Annotated in this window: 14 protein-coding genes and 1 tRNA gene; 2 read left to right on the top strand and 13 right to left on the bottom strand. The window is 61.4% G+C overall.

Going from position 1 to position 20,548, the window contains the following annotated elements:
* Positions 1 to 4: 4 nt before the first annotated feature.
* Genes R8L07_20475 through R8L07_20485 form a run of 3 tightly spaced genes read right to left on the bottom strand, consistent with a single transcriptional unit; the run spans position 5 to position 3,379 of the window.
* A complete protein-coding gene (locus R8L07_20475; GenBank protein ID MDW3207919.1) occupies positions 5 to 1,168 on the bottom strand; it encodes a DSD1 family PLP-dependent enzyme in 1,164 nt (387 codons plus the stop codon).
* 14 nt (positions 1,169 to 1,182) lie between these two features.
* Positions 1,183 to 2,163 carry a pyridoxal-phosphate dependent enzyme gene (locus tag R8L07_20480; protein MDW3207920.1) on the bottom strand — a complete coding sequence of 327 codons (981 nt, stop codon included), beginning with the start codon at positions 2,161 to 2,163 and terminating at the stop codon, positions 1,183 to 1,185.
* A gap of 4 nt (positions 2,164 to 2,167) precedes the next feature.
* On the bottom strand, positions 2,168 to 3,379 hold the full coding sequence (locus R8L07_20485) for an aminotransferase class V-fold PLP-dependent enzyme (GenBank protein ID MDW3207921.1): 1,212 nt from the start codon (positions 3,377 to 3,379) through the stop codon (positions 2,168 to 2,170).
* 257 nt (positions 3,380 to 3,636) lie between these two features.
* On the opposite strand from R8L07_20485, the gene R8L07_20490 reads away from it, so the two are divergent.
* Complete coding sequence (locus R8L07_20490) at positions 3,637 to 4,485, top strand: IclR family transcriptional regulator (protein MDW3207922.1); 849 nt, start codon at positions 3,637 to 3,639, stop codon at positions 4,483 to 4,485.
* 211 nt (positions 4,486 to 4,696) lie between these two features.
* Here the strand turns inward: R8L07_20490 and R8L07_20495 are convergent, their stop codons facing one another.
* The 7 genes from R8L07_20495 to R8L07_20525 all read right to left on the bottom strand — a co-directional run bounded on the left by R8L07_20495 (position 4,697) and on the right by R8L07_20525 (position 14,917).
* Positions 4,697 to 8,182: a DEAD/DEAH box helicase family protein gene (locus tag R8L07_20495; GenBank protein ID MDW3207923.1), complete on the bottom strand. Its 3,486-nt coding sequence runs from the start codon at positions 8,180 to 8,182 to the stop codon at positions 4,697 to 4,699.
* A gap of 3 nt (positions 8,183 to 8,185) precedes the next feature.
* On the bottom strand, positions 8,186 to 9,352 hold the full coding sequence (locus tag R8L07_20500; GenBank protein ID MDW3207924.1) for a restriction endonuclease subunit S: 1,167 nt from the start codon (positions 9,350 to 9,352) through the stop codon (positions 8,186 to 8,188).
* A complete protein-coding gene (locus R8L07_20505) occupies positions 9,349 to 10,890 on the bottom strand; it encodes a class I SAM-dependent DNA methyltransferase (GenBank protein ID MDW3207925.1) in 1,542 nt (513 codons plus the stop codon). Before R8L07_20505 ends, R8L07_20500 begins: the two co-directional genes overlap by 4 nt.
* 488 nt (positions 10,891 to 11,378) lie before the next feature.
* Entirely contained in the window at positions 11,379 to 11,747 is a 369-nt protein-coding gene (locus R8L07_20510) for a hypothetical protein (GenBank protein ID MDW3207926.1), read from the bottom strand.
* Positions 11,748 to 11,864: 117 nt separating this feature from the next.
* Positions 11,865 to 12,524 (bottom strand): recombinase family protein, encoded by a 660-nt coding sequence (locus R8L07_20515; GenBank protein ID MDW3207927.1) that lies wholly within the window; start codon positions 12,522 to 12,524, stop codon positions 11,865 to 11,867.
* Positions 12,525 to 13,391: 867 nt separating this feature from the next.
* A complete protein-coding gene (locus tag R8L07_20520) occupies positions 13,392 to 14,762 on the bottom strand; it encodes a tyrosine-type recombinase/integrase (GenBank protein MDW3207928.1) in 1,371 nt (456 codons plus the stop codon).
* A gap of 79 nt (positions 14,763 to 14,841) precedes the next feature.
* Positions 14,842 to 14,917 (bottom strand) — tRNA-Glu (locus R8L07_20525).
* Positions 14,918 to 15,110: 193 nt separating this feature from the next.
* Between R8L07_20525 and R8L07_20530 the strand changes: the two genes are divergently transcribed.
* On the top strand, positions 15,111 to 16,400 hold the full coding sequence (locus tag R8L07_20530; protein ID MDW3207929.1) for a flagellar hook-basal body complex protein: 1,290 nt from the start codon (positions 15,111 to 15,113) through the stop codon (positions 16,398 to 16,400).
* Positions 16,401 to 16,412: 12 nt separating this feature from the next.
* Here the strand turns inward: R8L07_20530 and recJ are convergent, their stop codons facing one another.
* The 3 genes from recJ to R8L07_20545 form a co-directional block, all read right to left on the bottom strand.
* Positions 16,413 to 18,203 (bottom strand): single-stranded-DNA-specific exonuclease RecJ, encoded by a 1,791-nt coding sequence (gene recJ / locus R8L07_20535; GenBank protein ID MDW3207930.1) that lies wholly within the window; start codon positions 18,201 to 18,203, stop codon positions 16,413 to 16,415.
* A 9-nt stretch (positions 18,204 to 18,212) separates the two neighbouring features.
* Positions 18,213 to 19,175, bottom strand: a complete 963-nt coding sequence (gene glpX / locus R8L07_20540) for a class II fructose-bisphosphatase (GenBank protein ID MDW3207931.1) — start codon at positions 19,173 to 19,175, stop codon at positions 18,213 to 18,215.
* A gap of 76 nt (positions 19,176 to 19,251) precedes the next feature.
* Entirely contained in the window at positions 19,252 to 20,541 is a 1,290-nt protein-coding gene (locus R8L07_20545; GenBank protein MDW3207932.1) for a homoserine dehydrogenase, read from the bottom strand.
* Positions 20,542 to 20,548 lie beyond the last annotated feature (7 nt).

Here is a 20,548-nt window from a genome sequence, read left to right on the forward strand (position 1 = left end):
CCCCTCAATACGCCTTGCCGCGCGCCGTGATCGGCCAGAGCGTCTCGACCTTCCCGCCCCGAACGCCGACATACCAGTCGTGAACGTTGCAGGTCGGATCGCAATGACCGGGAACCAGACGAAGTTTCTCGTTGATCGCTAGCTTACCGTCGGGATCGGCGATCACACCATGTTCGTCCGAGCACTTCACATATTCGACGTCGCTTCGGCCGAACACGACGGGCAGTCCGGAATCGACGCTCTGTGCCTTCAGACCGGCATCGCAGATCGCCTTGTCCGCCTTCGCGTGACTCATGACGGATGTCAGGATGAACAGGGCGTTCTCCCATTCCCCCTGATCGATGCGGTTGCCGTCCTTGTCCAGAATACGCCCGTAATCCGCATCCATGAAGGCGTAGGAACCGCATTGCAGCTCGTTATAGACACCGGACGCGCCCTCGAAATAATACGACCCGGTGCCGCCGCCCCCGACAATGTCGCAGTCCAGACCTTCCGGTTTCAACGCCTGAACCGCGTCCGTCACCATCGCGACAGCGATGTCGATCTTCGCCTTTCGGTCTTCGTAACGGTCAAGGTGCTGCATCGCGCCCTGATAGGCCTGAATGCCGCCGAACCTGAGGCCCGGCGCGGCATCGATCGCCTTGGCGATGGCGACAACTTCAGCCGTTTCGGTCACGCCGCATCGCCCTGCGCCGCAGTCGATCTCGACCAGACACTCGATTTCCGTCCCATGCTTCTGCGCGGCCGCCGACAGGTCGGCGACGTTCGTCAGGTCGTCGACGCAGCAAAGCGTCCGCACCCCTAATGTCGGCAGACGGGCCAGACGGTCGATCTTGGCGGGATCCCGAACCTGATTGGAGACAAGGATGTCCTTCACCCCGGCCCGGGCAAAGGCCTCCGCCTCCGAGACCTTCTGGCAGCAGATGCCGGACGCATCGCCATGTTCGATCTGATACAGGGCCACATCGGCGGATTTGTGCATTTTGCCGTGCACGCGGTGCCGCACGCCGGCTTCCCGGCAGAAGTCGCGCATCTTGGCGACGTTGCGTTCGAATGCATCCAGGTCGACGACCAGACAAGGCGTCTGAATGTCCGCTTCGTCCATTCCGACTGCGGCCGGCACGTCATATCCGACTTCCAGGGTCGAGAAATCCAGTCTGTTGCTCATTGGTGTCTCCTGTTTCACGCAGCCAGTGCTTGAGGGTTCAGCCAGGGCAGCTTGTCGAGGTCGACATTGCCACCGGTTACGACGATGCCGACACGCTTGCCGGCGAACACATCGCGGTTCTTCAGAACGGTTGCGAGCGGCACCGCGCTGGAAGGTTCCATGACGATCTTCAGCCGCTGCCAGGTCAGTCGCATCGCCTCGACGATTTCCTCCTCGGTCGCGGTCAGTACGTCGGTGACATGGGACGAAACGAAGTGCCAGGTCAGGTCCTTCAGCGGTACCTTCAGCCCGTCGGCCACCGTTTCAGGGGCGTCGTCCGCGATGATGTGGCCCGCCTTGAAGGATCGGCAGGCATCATCCGCATTCTTCGGTTCCGCCGCATAGATCTCGACATGACCGGCGATGCTGGACAGGGTCAGGCAGGTGCCCGACACCATGCCGCCGCCGCCGATCGGTGCGACCACGGCGTCGAGACCGTCGACCTGCTCCGTCAGTTCCAGGGAACAGGTGCCCTGCCCGGCAATGACCCGGGGATCGTTATAGGGGTGAACGAATTCCGCCCCGGTCTCGGCGACGACATCGGCGAAGACCGCCTCCCGCGACGACGTCGATGGTTCGCATTCGACGATCCGCCCGCCATAGCCCCGCACGGCCGCCTTCTTTGCCTCGGGCGCCGTTCTCGGCATCACGACCGTCACCGGAATACCCCGGCGGCCCGCCGCATAGGACAGTGACAGCGCATGATTGCCGGAGGAATGGGTGGCAACCCCGATACGGGCCCTGGCCTCATCCAGCCCGAACACGGCATTGGATGCGCCGCGCACCTTGAACGCCCCGGCCTTCTGAAAGTTCTCGCACTTGAAGAACAGCTTGGCGCCGGTCAGTTCATCGAGATATCCGGACGTCAGGACCGGAGTCCGATGAATATGCGGGGCAATCCGGGATCTTGCCGCCAGGACATCGTCATAAGTCGGAATCTGCATTGCGTCCCCCATGTCGTCAGGCCGCCGCGCTCTGGGCCGCGCCCGAGCCCCGGCGATAGATATCCTGTGCAGCCGCCACGCCGCTGCCGAGTTCGATCGGATAGCCGAGATCCTTCATCGCCATTTCGATGACGGAGAGGCCGGACAAAGCGAGCGAGTCCGGCAGGGAGCCGAGATGGCCGATCCGAAAGGCCTTGCCTGCCATCTGCCCCAGACCGACCCCGAACGAGACGCCGTAGGCCTCATAGGCATGATTGACGAGGGCGTTCCCGTCGAACCCGCCAGGAACCAGAATGGCGCTTACCGAGTCGGAATAGAGCTCCGGCCGCTTGGCACAGAGTGACAGTCCCCAGGCCGCGACGGCTGCCCGAACACCTTCCGCGACGCGACGGTGGCGGGCGAAAACGTTATCCAGCCCTTCCTCCAGAAGCACGGATACACTGTCCTTCAGGCCCAGCATCAGTTGCAGCGCCGGCGTATAGGGATATCCGCCCTTTGCATTGGCGGCGAGCATGTCGCGAAGATCGAAATAGCAACGTCGACATTGCGCCGTCTCGCAGGCGGCCAGGGCCTTCGGGCTGATAGCAACGATTGCCAGGCCGGCCGGCAACATGAACCCTTTCTGAGATCCGGTGATGGCGATGTCCACGCCCCATTCGTCCATCCGGAAATCCATGGAACCCAGCGAACTGACACAGTCGACATAGAGAAGCGCCGGGTGATCGGCCCCGTCGATTGCCCGGCGCACCGCGGCGATGTCGCTGACGACACCGGTCGCGGTTTCGTTATGGGTAACCAGCACGGCCTTGATCGTCTGGCCGGCATCGTCACGCAGCCGTTCCGCGAAGCGATCCGCAGGCGCGCCCTCCCCCCATTCGCAATCCATGACTTCAACATCCAGCGCCAGACGCTCGCACAGGTCGATCCAGCGTTGGGAGAACATGCCGTAGCGGGCCACCAGGACCCGGTCACCAGGCGACAGGGTATTGCTGATCGCCGCTTCCCATCCTCCGGTCCCGGACCCGGGGAAGGTTATGACCTGCCCGGCTTCGGTGCGGAATACCTGCTTCAGGTCGTCCAGCAGCGGTCCCAACAGGTCCACGAAATCCGGCGCCCGATGGTCCGCCGTCTGGGCGCACATGGCCAGCCTGAAACGATCCGGCATATTTGTCGGGCCGGGAATAAAGACCGGGTTCTGGCCACTGAACACGGGAAGATGCGCGTTCATGTCTGAATCCTTCCTGTCGCAATTTTCTGTCACGGGCCGATGCGGCCTCGTTGCATGATGACGATACCGGCACCGTTATCGGCGTCAATTTTTCTGGAAAGTTTTTCTATTTTATTTTGAAATTATTATATTGTTGATTTCACACAATATTTTTGTTTTCATTTTTGCTCATAATCCAAATATGGAAAAGAAATTCACTTTGGAAATGGCCCTGCCGGCGTCATGATGGACGTCATGAGACAGGAAGGAAACGCGTCATGACAGCTTCACCGGAACCGTCGACCCGGCGCCGCGGACGGCCCCGCAGTGCCGCACCGGACAGCGAGGAAGGGACGGTTCGCGCCCTCGACCGCGGCATTCAGTTGCTGCGCATCCTGGCCAAGCACGGCAGCCTGAACCTGACGGATCTGTCGCTTCATGTCGGCATGCCGCCGTCTACCGTTCACCGCCTGCTGATGACGCTGAAGAACCGGCAGCTCGTCGATTTCGAACCCGCCCCGCAGGTCTGGAAGATCGGCATCGAGGCGTTTCGGATCGGCAATGCCTTCATCCTGCGCAGCAATCTGGTCGAAGCGGGGTTCGAGGTCATGCGCTGGCTGGTTCAGGAAACGGGGGAGACGGCCAATCTCGGCATTATCGACGATGGATATGTCGTCTTTCTGAGCCAGGTCGAGACCCCGCATCCGATCCGGGCCTTTTTTCCGCCGGGAACACGCGGGCCGATCCATGCGTCCGGCGTGGGCAAGATGATGCTGGCCGAAATGCCCCCGCAGGAGGCGGAGGCCATCCTGCGCCGTCGCGGTCTGGCCGAACTCACCCCCAAAACCGTCGTGGTATCCAGTGACATGTTTGCGCAACTGGAAACGATTCGACGCCAGGGTTGGTCTCTGGACGACGAGGAAAGCCATGTCGGGATGCGCTGCATCGCGGCGCCGATCTACAACGCTTTCGGCAAGGCCGTCGCCGGTGTCTCGATCTCCGGACCGGCGGCGCGCATCACGGAAGCCACCACCCATGACCTCGCCGCCACCGTCAAACGCGCCGCGGCGACCATCACCGACAAGCTCGGCGGCGAGCCCCGCGCCCCGGTCGCCGAAATCCGATAACCCCCGACTCGCCATCAACCGGCCAAACCGGAAGAGCGCTGGAGTTCAATCTCAGGGAAAAGTGGCGACCCCTACGGGAGGGGATCACACATCAACTCAACCTGTTGAAACTACTGACAATTTCGTCTTTATTGTTGTCCACAAACCCTGTTGACCATTGTGTACAACATACCTCGAGCCGCCCGACGTGTCCATCTCATCACAACATGGTTCACGCAGCAGCGCGCCTCTTCACCGAGCGCAGGAGGCCCACTAGCTCCTTCACATCTGCTGCCTCGAAGACGCCACTGACACCCTTATCGTCCAGGTCGGTGAATGGGCTTTCGTAGAGGAACTTCGGGTCAATATAACCGCGTTCGGTCAGGTGGTTCACGATCAGGTCAATGAACTCTGTCTGGTCTGCGGTTAGGTTCTCCGCGCTTGCGAAGCGTCCCAGGGCGCGTTTAGCCGCCTCTCGGTCCAACCCCAGCACGGACCGCAGGAAGACACCCAGGCCCTCCTCTCCGGACACCTGTGCCACTTCTTCCGGCGCTCCAACACCAGCCTCGATGAACATGCGCTGAAGCTCGTCCAGGTCTTGTGGTGTGAGCTGTTCGTCCCTCCGGATCTTCTGAAGCGTGATGTGGTCCTTCTCCGAGTCGAGGAAGTGCCGAACCTTCTGCATGAAGCGGTTCTTGTCGGTGCCTGTGCCGATCTCCGGCAGGGTGATCGCCGTCCCCTGCCCGATCTCGTCCTCGAAGTTGGTATAGACAGGGTTCCGCTTCCCGGGATCGATCAGCTTGATCAGTAGACGCAGTCGCCGCCGAACGGTCTCCAGCATCGGGGCGGTGACGTCGGTCCAATAATCGTCGGTCAGCAGCTCCTGGATTAGAGCCATTTCCTTGGCGACCATCGGTACGTTGTCGAGATCTTCGAGCTTGTCGGCGATCTTCTGGATCCTCTTGCGGCAAGACACGATGCTGGGGTCTCCACGTAGGACGCAGAGCTGCGCCATCAGGATCAGATAGTCGAACTGCTTCGCTTCGATCTCGTCGTCCGGCATCGCGCTCGGAAGTCCCGCGACGTGTTCGGCGAGTTCGATCCTTGCTGCCTGGTCCAGGTTGACCCAGGACGACCATTCCTGGAACTTCTCAACATGCTTCCGCTTCGGCCGGACGATGAAATTGTCTACGGCCATCTCCGAGACCTCGTCGTGGAGCCGCTTCACGAGCGCCGTCCGTAACCCCGGAAGGTCCACAACAGGGGCCTCACCTGCCTCACCCTTGGCTGTATAGGGCGTCCCGTCTTCGGCCAGCCCTGGAGGTTTCGAGACCTCCTTGATCTGTTTCGTCTCCGCGTCGATCTGGCCGATCAGGTCCAGACGTGCCACGAAGAGTTTCTGCCCGAGCGAAGCCGGAATCGGAGCCTCCTTGGCCTCCGGGTTCTCGCCAAAGAACTCGAAGTTCTGGCAGTAGTCGAAGACCCTGAACTCGGTCTTGTGCTCACCCGGTCCAAAGATGTCGGGACAGAGCCGCGTTCCCCGGCCGATCATCTGCCAGAACTTGGTCTTGGACCGTACGATCTTGAAGAAGACGAGGTTGAGGACCTCCGGCACATCGATGCCTGTGTCCATCATGTCGACGGAGATCGCGATCTGCGGCAGCTTCTTCGGGTCGGAGAAGTCGTCGATCAGCGATTGCGCGTAGTCGACCTTGTAGTCGATCACCCTCGCGAACTGGCCGCGCAGATGCGGATAGTTGGCATCAAACCTCTCGGCGATGAACTGGGCATGCAGAGAGTTCTTGGCGAAGATGATCGACTTGCCGAGCCGCTCCCCCTGGTCGATCTTCAGTCCCTCGCGGATCAACTGCTCCAGGACCTTGTCGACGGTATCCTGATTGAACAGCCACTTGTTGACCTCCGCGGCTTCTACGCGGTCGCGCTTCTCCGCCCCCTCCTCATCCCATTCGATGGCATCCCATTCCTCCTTCTCCTCATCGGAGAGGTCGTCATAGGAGATTCCCTGACGCTGGAACTTGAGCGGCACCGAAATCGCCTGGGGCGGGACCAGATAGCCGTCCTTGACCGCATCATCCAGGTCATAGGCATCGGTCGGAACGCCCTTCTCCAGTTCGAACAAGGAGTAGGTGTCGCGGTCGATCTCGTCACGCGGGGTCGCCGTTAGGCCCACCAGCAGGCTGTCGAACCAGTCGAAGATCGCCCGGTACTTCCGGTAGACCGAGCGGTGGGCCTCGTCGATGATCACCAGATCGAAATGCCCGGTGCCGTAGTCTCGCGCGCCATCGTTCATCTGCTCGATCAGGCGCATCATCGTCGGATAGGTCGATACGCAGACCCTTGCGGCGGTATGGTCGTTCAGCTTGCTGTCGTGCTTCTGCAACAAGTTGGCGCTGGCGACCGCTGGCAGGTGGGTCTTGAAAGCGTTGTGCGCCTGCCGGACCAGGGCGACCCGATCAGCCAGGAACAGCACCCGTTTCACCCAGTTCGCGCGCATCAACTGGTCGACCAGGGCGATCACCGTGCGGGTCTTCCCAGATCCGGTCGCCATGACCAGCAGCGCCTTGCGCAGGTGGTCCTTCTCAAAGCTCTCCCCTACCCGTCGGATCGCGCGGGTCTGGTAGTAGCGCCCAGCGATTTCCTCATTGATGATGACCTTGTCCAGCGACTTGCGTGTCTCTCGCCGCTGAATCAGCAGCGTCAACTCCGCCTTCTTCAGGAAGCCCTGTACCGGGCGCGGCGGATAGAAAGCGTCATCCCACAACCAATGCTCATAGCCGTTGGTGTAGAAGATGATTGGACGGCGACCGAACTGGGCCTCTAGACAGTCCGCGTAGAGTTTCGCCTGTTGCTGACCGGTCCGCGCATCCTTCTTGGTCCGCTTCGCCTCGACGACCGCCAAAGGTTTCCCATCGTCTCCCCAGAGGACGTAATCGACGAAGCCCTCCCCGGTCCCATAGGGCATGCCCTTGACCGGAAATTCCCTGTCTCGCTCCTGGTCCAGTGGCCACCCGGCTTCCTCCAGAAGCAAGTCGATGAAACGGTCGCGTGTCTGAGCCTCGTTATAGTCATGGGTGTCGGGCTGCGCCTGGTTGGCCTTTTTCGCCTCGGCGACTTCGCGGCGCAGGCGGTCCAGTTCCGCCTCCAGGGTCTTGCGGCTCTCCTCACCCTTCAGCCGCTCCTCTTCCGCTTTCTCCAACGCGGCCTTGTGTCGTTCCAGCTCCTCGCGCTGCCGGCGGATCTGCTCCACCGTGCTGGCGGTGATGGTCAGCACCTCCTGCAACTGCCCCGGCTCGAACTGCAGCCCTGGTTTCAGCACCGTCTTGCGGCCATAGGTCCGCACCAACCAGTAACAGAGGTGGAACAGTTCGGAGACCGCCGTCACCGCATCCTGTTTGGTCGGCGCCTTCCCGGCATGCGCGCCCTTGTTCCCCAGGTCCTTGACGATCTTGGCCTTGGTGAACAGTGCCTGCCCCACCAGCTTGCGGAAACTCGCCTCATGGATCAGGGCGGATAGGGTCGTCTGGTACGGCGTCTTCAGCGATCGGTCGGCCCGATAGAGCCACTCGACCATCGCCTCCAGCGTCACCCGCGCGTTGAAACACGCCCCCCGGGGATCCGACAGCGCGAACCGCTCCGCCATCTCGGCGGTCTTATGCAGGCTCGCGAACTCGGTCTCCAGGAAGGCGAATTGCGACACGGCTCAAAGCTCCTCAGCGAAGGCGCGCTGTTGGAGGGAGGCGAAGAGCAACTCCGTCCGGGTCAAGGCTGCAGCTTGGTGTCCTGCTGCTACGCGAAGCGCTTCCTTGTGCCGAACGAATTCGTCTTGCACCTCTAGTGGGGGAACCGGAACCTCGAACGAACGAAGTCCCTTTAAGGTCACCGTTTTCTGCGCAATCCCAGTCGCCACGCGATCCGCTTGCACCCTAAGGAGGGGTGTTTCCAGGCATTCGACAAGGAAGTCCGAACGGACAAGCGCGGGGTCAGGTTTGATGTGAGCGACGTGTCGTTGGAAGACGAAACTCTCGTCCGTCACAATTTTTGCTGCGTTGCCGTACGAACCAACTGAGGTGTACAGCACGTCATCTCGCTCGATCGGGGTGCTCTTTGTGAGCTTACGATACTCGTCCCTATCTACGAACTTGGACGTCTCCAGCGAAATCTTCTGCCCTTTGATATTGCTCACGAATATAAAGGGAACACCTTCAGATGCCCATTTCGGGGATTGATGAGTCCCGTCAGTGATCTTTCGACAAACGTGCTCAAGTTTCCGGGTTTCATACCTCCAACCAGCCGCTTCGGAGAACATCTCGTGGAAGATGGATTGGCTGAGGGTGTTGAGGCGGTCGATGGCCTGTTGGCGCAGGCGGCGCAGCGCATCCGCCTTGTCCAGAATCGCCGCGATGCGTTTTTGCTCGTCGAGTGCAGGGAGCGGAATCTGAAGTGCCTTTAGTTTGGACGCATTCACGCCTGGCTGTGCCGCCCCTTGCGCCTGTTTTTTCACCTGTCTCCAATACTCGGGCGACCGAAAGAAATGTGCCAGATATCCTGAATCGACCTGACTACTAGGCCGAACGCGAATTAGATATGAAGCGAAGACACTACCCTCGGGACATAGCCTTATCAGGTAGCTTTTTCCTGTCGTGGCCCCAGTTCGCGCAAAGACAATATCCCCTGGAGCTAGGCGAGCTTCAGTTAAACCCTTAGCCGAAGCATCGCAAAATGGGACTGACGACCAGTCGACATGGTCCTCCTGTATATCCGTAATCCGAAGAAACTTCGGCCCGTCTGGTTCTTCAGTAGCTGAAGCCGTGACCCCGTAGGAGATATCTGACGAGATCTCACTCAGTTGGACCGTAGGCCACCTCATCCCAACATGTCCTCCAACTCAGAGAGACCCTTGGTGATCTCGTCCTCAATCTTGCGCAGGTCGGCGATGATCTCCTCTGGCGGCGGGTACTCGACCGCTTCGTGTTCGATCTCCTGATAGCGACCCAAGGACAGGTCATACGCCCCGCCATCGGCGATCTCGGACTTCGGGACACAGAAGCTTTGGGCGGTGCGGGGGCGGTCGCGTTCGGTGGTCTCACGCGCCTGCCAGCGGGCCAGGACGTCCGGCAGGTTGTTCCATTCTGCCTCGGCATCGGACAGCGGCTCCTTCGGGACCGGTCCCTGTTTCTCCAGCGGGACCTTGTCGGTGCGCTTGTCGTCCAGCGACAGGCCGTCCTGAAGCACGTTATAGAACCAGACGTGATCGGTACCGCCGACTCCGGTCTTGGTGAACAACAGAATCGCGGTCGACACCCCGGCATAGGGACGGAAGACGCCTGACGGCAGCTTGATCACCGCATCGAGCTTGTGGTCCTCCACCAGTGTCTTGCGGATCACCTTGTGAGCCTTGGAGGAGCCAAAGAGCACGCCGTCCGGAACGATCACCGCCGCCCGTCCGCCGATCTTCAGCAGGCGCAGGAAGAGCGCCAGGAAGAGCAGTTCCGTCTTCTTGGTCTTGACCAGCTTCTGCAGGTCCTTGGCCGTCGCCTCATAGTCAAGGGAACCGGCGAAGGGAGGGTTGGCCAGGATCAGGGAATAGCCGTCCTTGTCCTCCCCGTGCAGTTCCCCCAGGCTGTCTCGGTAGGAGACATCGGCACTGTCGACCCCGTGCAGGATCATATTCATCGCGCCGATCCGCAGCATAGTGGGATCGAAATCGAAGCCGTGGAACATACCCTCGTTGAAATGCTTGCGCTGGGCATCGGTCCAGCCGTGCGCCGGGTAGGTGTCGCGTAGATACTCTCCGACCGCGACCAGGAAGCCACAGGTTCCCGCTGCCGGGTCACAGACCGTGTCGGACAGGGTCGGGGCGGTAAGTTCGACCATCAGCCGGATGATGTGGCGTGGCGTGCGGAACTGGCCGTTCTGACCGGCGCTCGCGATCTTGCCCAACATGTATTCGTAGACATCGCCCTTGGTATCGCGGTCCTCCATCTGGATTTCGTCCAGCATGTCGACCGTCTTGGCCAAAAGCGCCGGGTTGGAGAAGCCCAGCCGTGCGTCCCTCATGTGCGCACCGTAACTAGACCCCTTCTCCCCGAGGTCCCTCAGGAATGGGAAGACCCGCTCATCGACCACCTGCATCATTTCTCGGGGTTCGAAGTGCTTGAAGCGGGACCAGCGTAGATCCGACCAGGGACGCCCCTGCTCATCCTCCCCTTCCGGGAAGATCTGCCGCTCCAGCGGCTCCCCCAGCATCTCCGCCTTGTGTTCCGCCAGGGTCTGCAGGTCATCCAGCCGCTTGATGAACAACAGGTAGGTGATCTGCTCGATCACTGAGAGCGGGTTCGACACCCCGCCCGACCAGAAGGCATTCCAGATCCTGTCGATCTGACTGCGGATTTCCCCTGTGATCATTCTCGCCTACCCTCACTGTCGCTGGATCTATCCACCGACACCCACCATGACTCCAACCCTAGCGTCCAGCAGGAACGAACCGCAACTGTTTAGGGCGACTGGAAACGCTCTTTAGACCATGGGGTGTGATATCGGACATGGCTGACCATCATCATCGAGACCCGGCACCTCATGGTCCAAAGGTGTCCCCAGAGGTTCCCCCCTCAAGATCACCTGTCGGTGTCCTCTGGTTCCCCTTTGGTTTATCCACCAGTGTGTCTACTGGTGTCCCTACTGGTTACTCTACTAGTGTCCCTTCTAGTTACACTACTAGTGTCTCTACTGGTGTCCCTCTACCGTTCCCCTCTTCCATAATTCCTACGTACACCAGCCCTCCATCTGCTGTATCCCGTAGTGTCCCCCCAGCCTTCCCCTGTTAGTGCAACCTAATTCCCGGGTACTAGATATTGGGGTCTTTCCCGATCCCGGGTCTGCCAGTTCAGGTCCGATCACACGGGGTCGAGATACACGATCATCCGAACACCGGTACGACCAGCTCTTTTCTCGTGTTCCTGGATTGTCTTCAGATCCGTCGTCGATCCCGATGTCTTGAACATACCGGCGTAGCGCCAATCATCCGGTCGGTGCTTCAAGAACACCGGGAGAGGGTCGCGTTTCTTCGATAGTTTCCGGCCGGTTTCGAGAACCTGGGGGCCACTCCCGACAAGAACAACGCGGGGTGCCTCCGGATTGTCATCGTGACGGAGACAGACGCAGACGATCTCGCCTCCAACAGTCGGTAGGTAGGCCTGCATACTTCCACCAATGGCATTGTGGATGTCCCGACGTGTGTAACTCTTCCCGATCTCGAACGGCATGGTGTTCTCCCAATTTTCCAGGATGAAATCGATACGGGAATTCGACGAGAAACGGCAAGCAAATCGTGCAACCCCACTTGCACCGATCCCACCGACCGCCTGACCGGAACAGTCCGGCTAATCCGCAAGGCGATCCAGCAATCGTTTCACCTGCTGCGCCTGCCAGCGTCCACCACGCGCAGTCGGGATCCTGGCCGTGTTCAGAGCGTCCGCGATCTCCCGGAGGCTGCCTCCTTTCTCACGCAGCGGCACTACAATGCCCTGCAGATCCCTGGCCCGCTCGTCAGCCTGTGCCTTCAGGACGACGTTCCGCTTCATGGTCTTGTCCCGCAAGCCGCCCAGCCGTGTTCCACGTGCCTTCGCTTGCTGGAGCGCCGCCTTGGTACGCTGAGAGATGAAGTCCCGCTCTTGTTCTGCCAGCACCGCATAGATCTGGAGCTGCAGCTTGTCGGCGTAGGGCATGGACGCAACCTTGAACTGGAGTCGCTTGTCCTTCATCAGTCCGGTGATGTAGTGGACGTCTCGGCTGAGCCGGTCGAGCTTGGCGACCAGCAAGACCGCTCCCTCCTTCTTCGCCAGAGCGATGGCCTTCCCCAACTCAGGGCGGGTGTCGTCGCTGCCGCTCTGTACCTCGATGAACTCGCCCAGGACCTCCCAAGGCTCCTCGCTGTAGCTGTCCAGGAAGAGCGCTATGTCCCGCTCCTGCGCCTCCAGTCCCAGACCGCTGCGCCCCTGCTCCTTCGTGCTCACCCGCTTGTAGGTCACGTATCGGATCACTTCGTTGCCTCCATGCGTCACATCCACAACGGATAACCACATGGAGTCTGCCGTCACCAATGTCAACGTTCGTTGTGCATGTTACGATGCGCTCGATCATGTTGCTGTTGCAGCGATATCCGTTGCGCCTGAATTCCAGACGCCGGAAAGCTCACACCAGAAAATTCAAAGGGTTAAGAACGCAGAGTAAGAACATCCGCCCGCATTACCCCCTAGCTCACCGTCCGACAACACCCCGCCCGGGGGGACCGCACGCCAGCTACTAGATTGATACCGCCTCAGATTTTTACGGCAAACATCCACAGGGTATTGACCAGAAAAACCCTCATTTGCTGTATTCAATAGGTAGCACCACCCAAGAAAGGAGGTATTTGTGGGGGAACTCGGATACATTCTTGGAACGATTATTGCGAAGTCCCTGTCTGTTGCGGGATTCGGTTCGCTAATTGGCGGGTTACTGCTTCCAAACCGGTGGGCCGCAATAGCGATTGGTATCTTCTGCGGACTCGTCGATACGGCGCTCCTTCACTTCAGCAAACCGACTGGGGCGAGCATCTTCTCGCTGGCAGTCGCCGTTGTTGTGGGGATTGTATGGGCGATATTGGGTTACTCGATAGGACGCCTTGTTCGAAGGAGATCCAGTCGCTCTCGCGAGACATAACTAACTGGGTTTGGCGCTGCTTGCCTATCGCTTAACCAGCATATTGACCGCGTGCAGCCCCCGGCAGTGCTCGAAGGCAAGTCGTAGGGTCGCGAGACTTCCCTGCAGCGCGTGCCGTTCCATGCATGACAGCAGGCAGCGCCAAGTTCACCCCGGCTTGATCTAAGAACTCGCGTTTGACCCGCCTTACGGGATCGTAGAGCGGGTCATTCGTTTTGGTCTTTGATGAGATATCCCTCCGCTACCAGCCAACCGCGGATTTTCTCCTGCTCCTGCCTGTACCGAGTGATCTCCAGGCCATGGTCGTAGACCGTATCCACGCTGTCCCCTCTGGACCAGCCACCAAGCTCGCTGGAGGTCCGAAGATCGACACCGGCCCGCCGCGCCGCCGTGCGCCATGTATGGCGAAAGGAGTGTTCGGCCAGTTCCCCATCGGTCTGCTCGCCCAATGTCTTCCGCCGCAGCCGAGTGAAGGCTGACGACACCGCTGGGGAACGCTTGTCATCGGACTTGCGCTTGCCACGTTCGGGGAAGAGAGACCCTTTCTCCTTTACCACCTTCATGCGTCGTTGGATCACGTCCTGAGCGGGACCGACAAGCGGGACATAGCGGACTGCACTTTCGGTCTTGCCCTTCGGGACGGTGTAGCCCCTGCCGTCCTTATCGACCCATGACGCGTCAATCTCCATGATCTCGCTGAGACGGACACCAGTCAGGAGCGCGATTCGCATTACGTCCCCAAGGGTTGAGCCTGCAGGTTCCGCCTTGAATAGCTTCCTGACTTCTTCGGCGGTGAACGGTCGGCGTGTCTTCGCTGCAGCTCGTACCTCCTTCTTAGATGGAGCCTGCTTGTCCCATGGGGTCATCGGCTCATAGGGGATGTAGCCGCGCTTCATCGCCCAGGTCCAAATGCCCTTGAGCAGAGTCACCTTCTTCTGGATGGTCGCGGGGGAAGGGCCGCTCGGGGAACGCGGCGTCTTCAGCGTTGGCAGATACTGGGTCACGAACTCAGCGGCCATACGCCGGTCAACCGTCTCAATCGTCACGTCACCCTTGCAGAACCGCCGGAAGTCCTCCCACGCCGTCTTGAGGTTTATCTGCGTGGACTTGGAGAGTTTCCCGCCGTCATCCTCAAGGTACTTCTCGTAGATCGTCTTGAGGGGCGTCTCCTTGCCAGTCGCTGCGTCATACCAGCGCTTGGCAACTTCGTATCCATGGGATCGCTCGATCTTCTCCGTGCGGAGCATGATGCTTTCTTCGGTCGCTTCGATCAGTTCGGGGTCGTCGATCTGCGCCAATATCTCCGCGTAGGAGAGCGCCTCGTCCATGTCTCCAAGGCGTTCGGCACGCGCCTTAAGTTCTTCTGCTCTGATCTGCCCGAGCCGAATGTCACGCTTGTGCCGTGCTTCCCGAAGGTTTCGCGTCCCCAGCCCCTCGCGGATTTCCTTGCCGTAGGGTCTCCCGGTCTTGGGGTTCGTGTAGCCGATCAGCGCTTCCGGCGTCCGCATACGGAAGCACCAGCCCTTGCGGCCTTTGGGCTGATATAGGAACTCGGTTTCCAGCACGTCTTTACCCATATCCGTGTTGTACACAGTGGACAACGGATTGGACAACAACGTTCCGAATTCGTGAGCTATTTCAATATGTTAGGAGAAGTGGCGACCCCTACGGGATTCGAACCCGTGTTGCCGCCGTGAAAGGGCGGTGTCCTAGGCCTCTAGACGAAGGGGTCGCTGTAGAGGCGCGGCGATGTGTGCCGTCCGTGGAGCGGGTGTTTACAGAGCCCCGGCGGGTTGGTCAAGCGTCCCGTTTCATCAAATCGACAAGTTTTTTGTTTTGTTGAATTCCGGAAACGGCACGCAGATTGCATTAGTTTCGTCGGATCAGTCCGTCCAATCCGGGACGATGAAAGACGAGGCCTGCTCATGGTAGCCTATTCCCTGTTCTCGCCCGCGATCAGCGCCATGCAGGCCCAGTCGCGTTCGTTCCAGAACATCAGCGACAACGTCTCCAATTCGCAGACACCGGGCTACAAGGCCGGACAGGTTCGCTTCCAGGAAATGGTTGCCGGCACAAACAACGGCAGCCGATTCAAGGGGCTGTTGGGCACGCAGGCGCACCAACAGGTGTTTCGCGAGACAGAAGGCGTCGTCACCAGTTCCGACCGCGCGCTCGATGCCGCGCTTTCCGGCGAAGGCTTCTTTGTCACATCGACTTCGCTCACCCCCTCCGGCCGCACGATCGAACTGACCGATGCCGGGCGGTTCAGTCAGACCCTGGTCGGCGAAGGGGCCGGTGCGGAGGTCTATCTGACCGACATCAAGGGCAACTTCCTGATGGGATGGCCGTTCGATGCGGAGAACGGCACGTTCCAGGTCGATACCGGCGGCATCGGATCGCTCTCTGCGATCCGGATTGATCAGGAAGGCAACACCTTCGAAGCCAATGCGACGACCGAGACCGTGCTGCAGGTCAATCTGCCCGCGACAGCCACGGCCGGCGACAGGTTCGATTTCGACATCCCGATCTTTGACGGAACCGGCGATGACGACGGGACCAGTGATGTGCGCCAGGTCATCACCCGCTTCACCAAGGCTGCCGGCACCAATGTCTGGGACCTGACGGTTTCCGGAACTGGCGGCACGGTAACCACCCCGGCCGTCCAGCCGATTCAGGTCGAATTCGACGCCAACGGCCAGATCAGCCTGGTCAACGGTGTGGCTGAGGCCCCGATCAACCTCTCCATCGACTGGGGCGCGCCCGCGGTCACCACGGCGTTCACTCTCGACCTTGCCGGGTCGACCAGCTACGCCGACGGTGCCAACCAGGTTGATCTCCGGGTCGACGGCAATACCGACGGCGTCCTCAGCAGCGTACAATTCGGCGAGAACGGCAACATCATCGGCATCTTCTCCAACGGGATCGACCGGCCGCTTGGCCGTGTCGCCGTCGCCGATGTCGTCGAGCCCAACCGGCTGCTGTCCTCCGGGCAGACCCACTGGCGTGTGGGTCCGAATTCAGGCGATCTGAACCTGATCGATCTGGCGAACACGGACCGCGTCTTCTTTGCCGGATCGGCCATCGAACTGTCGACGACCGATCTCGGGACCGAGTTCACCAACATGATCATTACCCAGCGGGCCTATTCCTCGGCGGCAACGACCCTCAAGACAGTGGACGAGATGGTTCGCACGGCAACGGAGCTGAAGAGTTAACGCCGCAGCCGGCTACCGAATTTCCGCTGCATCGTCGACCATCAACTGCACCTTCTCGATCCCCTGCCAGGTATCGAGGCGCAGGCGCCCGGCCAGATGGATCGCCCGGTCACCCTGAGCCCGCAGTAGAACCTGCCCCATGGGCGTGTCGGCGCAACGGAAGGCGATGCCCTTCAGCCGCCCGCCCATGGCGTCGGCGACCTGGATCTGGACATGGTCCTCCCCGACCACCCGGGCCTGGACGATCCGCGCCTCCGGTATGGCAAAGCGCGGCTCCGCGTTTCCCTGGCCGAAGGGTTGCAGCCGCTCCAGCGCCCGAATGAGGTCCAGTGAGGCGCCCCCGACGCTGACCGTGCCGTCCAGGCGCAGAATGGGGGTCAGCCCCGCCGTGCCGGCTTCCACCGCGATGCGGTCGCGCAGGAACCGGGTCAATTCTGCCAGTCGGTCCGCCGCGACGGTAAATCCTGCCGCCATCTTGTGGCCGCCACCATTGATCAGCAGATCGCTCTGACGTGCCGCAATCACGGCGGAGCCCAGATCGATACCAGGGACCGAGCGGCCGGAGCCCTTGCCGATGCCGTCGTCGTCGAGCGCAACCACGCAGGTCGGCCGGTTGTAGCGTTCCTTGAGCCTGCTGGCGACGATACCGATGACGCCCGGGTGCCAGCCCTGGCCGGAGGCAATGATCATTGCCGCCTCGGTGTCACCGGACGCCTCGACCTGGGCGATCGCCTCCTCAAGGCAGGTCTTCTCAATCTCGCGACGTTCCTCGTTATAGGCGTCCAGACGCTGCGCGATGACCTGGGCGCGCTGAAGATCGTCCGTGGACAGCAGTTCCGTTCCCAGAGCCGCCTCCCCCACCCGGCCACCGGCGTTGACCCTGGGGCCCAGCAGGAAGCCTGCATGATAGGTTCCCGGCGCCTCCGAGACCCGCGCGACGTCCGACAGGGCCGACAGGCCGGCATTGCCGCGTCGCGCCATGACCTTGAGGCCCTGGGCAACCAGCGCGCGATTCACCCCGGTCAGCGGCACCACATCACAGACTGTGCCCAGGGCAACGAGGTCCAGCAGAGCCATCAGATCCGGCGCCGGACGGGCGTCGAACCAGCCCTCGGCCCGCAAGGTCCGGTTCAGCGCGACAATCAGCAGAAAGGTGACCCCGACCGCCGCCATGTTGCCGTGCGGGCTGTCGTCGTCCAGCCGGTTCGGATTTACCACCGCCAGCGCGGCAGGCAGGCGCGGCTCAGCCACATGGTGGTCGACGACGATGGTCGCAACGCCGCGATCCGCCGCCTCCTGCAGGACGTCGAAGGCGGTAATGCCACAATCGACGGTAATGACGATATCGGCCCCGTCCTGCTTCAGCTTGAGCAGCGCGGCGACGTTCGGCCCATAGCCTTCGGCGAGCCGGTCCGGGATGTAGCTCAGTATCCGTCCCCCCGCCGCCCGGACGTAACGCAGCAGCAGCGCGGAAGACGTCGCGCCGTCGACGTCGTAATCCCCGAAAACCGCGATGGTCTTCCCGCCCTTGATCGCGTCGGCAAGGTGTCGAACCGCCTGATCCATATCGCGCAGATGCGACGGGTCGGGCAGGTCGCGGGACAGTTTGGGGTCCAGAAAGGCTTCCGCAGCGTCGAGATCGATACCGCGCGCGGCCATGGCCCTGGCCACCGGCTCAGGCAGATTGTACCGCTGAGCCAGGGCGGCTGTCAGGCGGGCATCGTCGGGCCGTGCCTCCCAGCGCTTTCCCGAGGCCGACTGCGCGACCCCAAGGAATGCTTCGGACGACCCGTCGAATGCCATGCCAATTCCTTACAGTTTGATCCAATCCTTGCGGGCGAAGTCATGGACCGTTTCGATCTTGCGAACCGTACCGGTGGAGGAGCGCATGACCAGAGACTGTGTCCGGGCGCCGCCTTCGGTCATTTCGACACCGCGCAGCAGGTTGCCGTCGGTCACACCGGTCGCCGCGAAGATCACGTCGCCCGCCGCAAGTTCCTTCATGTCGTATTTGCGATTCAGGTCCACGATTCCCGTCCGCTCCGCACGCGCTTTTTCATCATCGTTGCGGAACAGCAGGCGGCCCTGGAACTGACCGCCGATGCAGCGCAGGGCGGCACAGGCCAGCACGCCTTCCGGCGCGCCGCCGGAGCCCATATAGACATCGATGCCGCTATTGGCCTGGCTGGTTGCCATGACACCGTAGACGTCGCCGTCGCCGATCAGGTTGACGCCAGCACCGGCCTCGCGCACCGCCTTGATCAGGTCGGCATGGCGCGGGCGGTCCAGAATGCAGACCATCAGATCGGAAACCTTGCAGCGCTTGGCCTCGGCCACGCGGCGCAGGTTGGTCGCCGGCGTGTCGTCGAGGTCGATGATGTTGGGCGGCAGACCGCCACCGACCGCGATCTTGTCCATGTAGACGTCCGGGGCATGCAGCATCTTGCCGTCTTCGGCAAACGCAATGACCGCCAGGGCGTTCGGCAGCCCCTTGGCGGTGATCGTCGTGCCTTCCAGCGGATCCAGGGCGATGTCGACGCGCGGGCCGGTACCGGTCCCCACTTCCTCACCGATATACAGCATCGGGGCTTCGTCACGCTCGCCTTCGCCGATCACGATCCGGCCACGGATATCCAGGCGGTTCAGCGCGGTGCGCATGGCGTCCACCGCGGCCTGGTCCGCCGCATGGTTGTCACCGCGGCCGCGCCAGGCCCAGGCGGCGATCGCCGCCGCTTCGGAGACGCGGGCCGCGTCCAGCACAAGGTTCCGATCCATATTCGCCATCGTCTTTCCTCTCAGTATCTCTCTTCGGCCGTGGCCATTGGACGGCCGTGGGTTCGTTAGGCCCGGATCAGCGTTCGATCCGGATCATGTGCGGCGGTTCGATGACCGCGTCGAGCTGCCCGATCCGGTCGAGCGCGCGGGTCATCCGCGCCTCGTCGGTTTCGTGCAATGTCAGTACGACGTCCACGGGCTCGTTTGGGTCCCGCCCGCGCTGAATTATCGATTCCATCGAGACATTTTCGTCACGTAGCGCCGCCGTCACACCGGCAATCACGCCCGGACGGTCGAAGACCCGCAGCCGGACATAGTAAGCGCCGTGGCGACGGGCGACCGACAGGCTGGATGCCGGCTTCAGACTGTCGACCGGCACACCGAAAACCGGCGCCATGCGGCCGGCGGCAATATCCATCACGTCGCCGACCACCGCCGACGCCGTCGGACCGGCACCGGCCCCGCGTCCTTCCAGAACCGACGTGCCGACAGCATCCCCTTCGGTTACCACCGCATTGAAGACACCTTCGACGCCGGCAATCGGTGCGTCCGCCGGAACGAGAACGGGATGGACCCGCTGCATCACGCCGTCGGCCTCATCGGTGGCAATGCCCAGCAGTTTCACGCGATATCCCAGTTCCTCGGCATATTCGATATCCGCCGCTGCGATGCGCCCGATCCCTTCGATATGCACGCCGTCGAAATCCACGTCCCGCCCGAAAGCCAGGGCGGCCAGAATGGCCAGCTTGTGGGCCGCATCGATCCCATCGACGTCAAATGTCGGATCGGCCTCCGCATAGCCGAGATGCTGTGCCTCGGCCAGCACGTCGGCATAGGCGCGGCCGGTATCGCGCATCGTGGTCAGAATGTAGTTGCAGGTGCCGTTCAGGATGCCCTGGACGCTTTCGATCCGGTTCCCTGCCAGGCCTTCGCGCAGCGCCTTGATGATCGGGATACCGCCAGCAACGGCGGCCTCGTAGTTCAGCGCCAGCCCCTTCGCCTCCGCGCGCCGGGCGAGTTCAGCGCCGTGCACCGCGATCAGGGCCTTGTTGGCCGTCACGACGTGACGCCCTGCATCCAGCGCCGCCTCGCAGGTTTCCTTGGCGATGCCTTCGCTGCCGCCGATCAGTTCGACGACAAGATCGCAATCTGCCTCCCGCGCCATGTCCACGGCGTTGTCGTACCAGGCCATCCCGGAGATATCGCAGTCCCGATTACGGGTGCGGTCGCGTGCGGAAACAGCAGTTACCGTGACCGGCCGCCCGCATCGCATGGCAATCAACTCGCCCTGACGCGCGAGCAGGGAAACAACCCCCGCCCCGACGGTACCCAATCCAGCAACGGCAATCTTCAACGCATCGGCCATCGATATC

This window comes from Alphaproteobacteria bacterium (genome assembly GCA_033344895.1).
Classification (GTDB): domain Bacteria; phylum Pseudomonadota; class Alphaproteobacteria; order UBA8366; family Aestuariispiraceae; genus Pacificispira.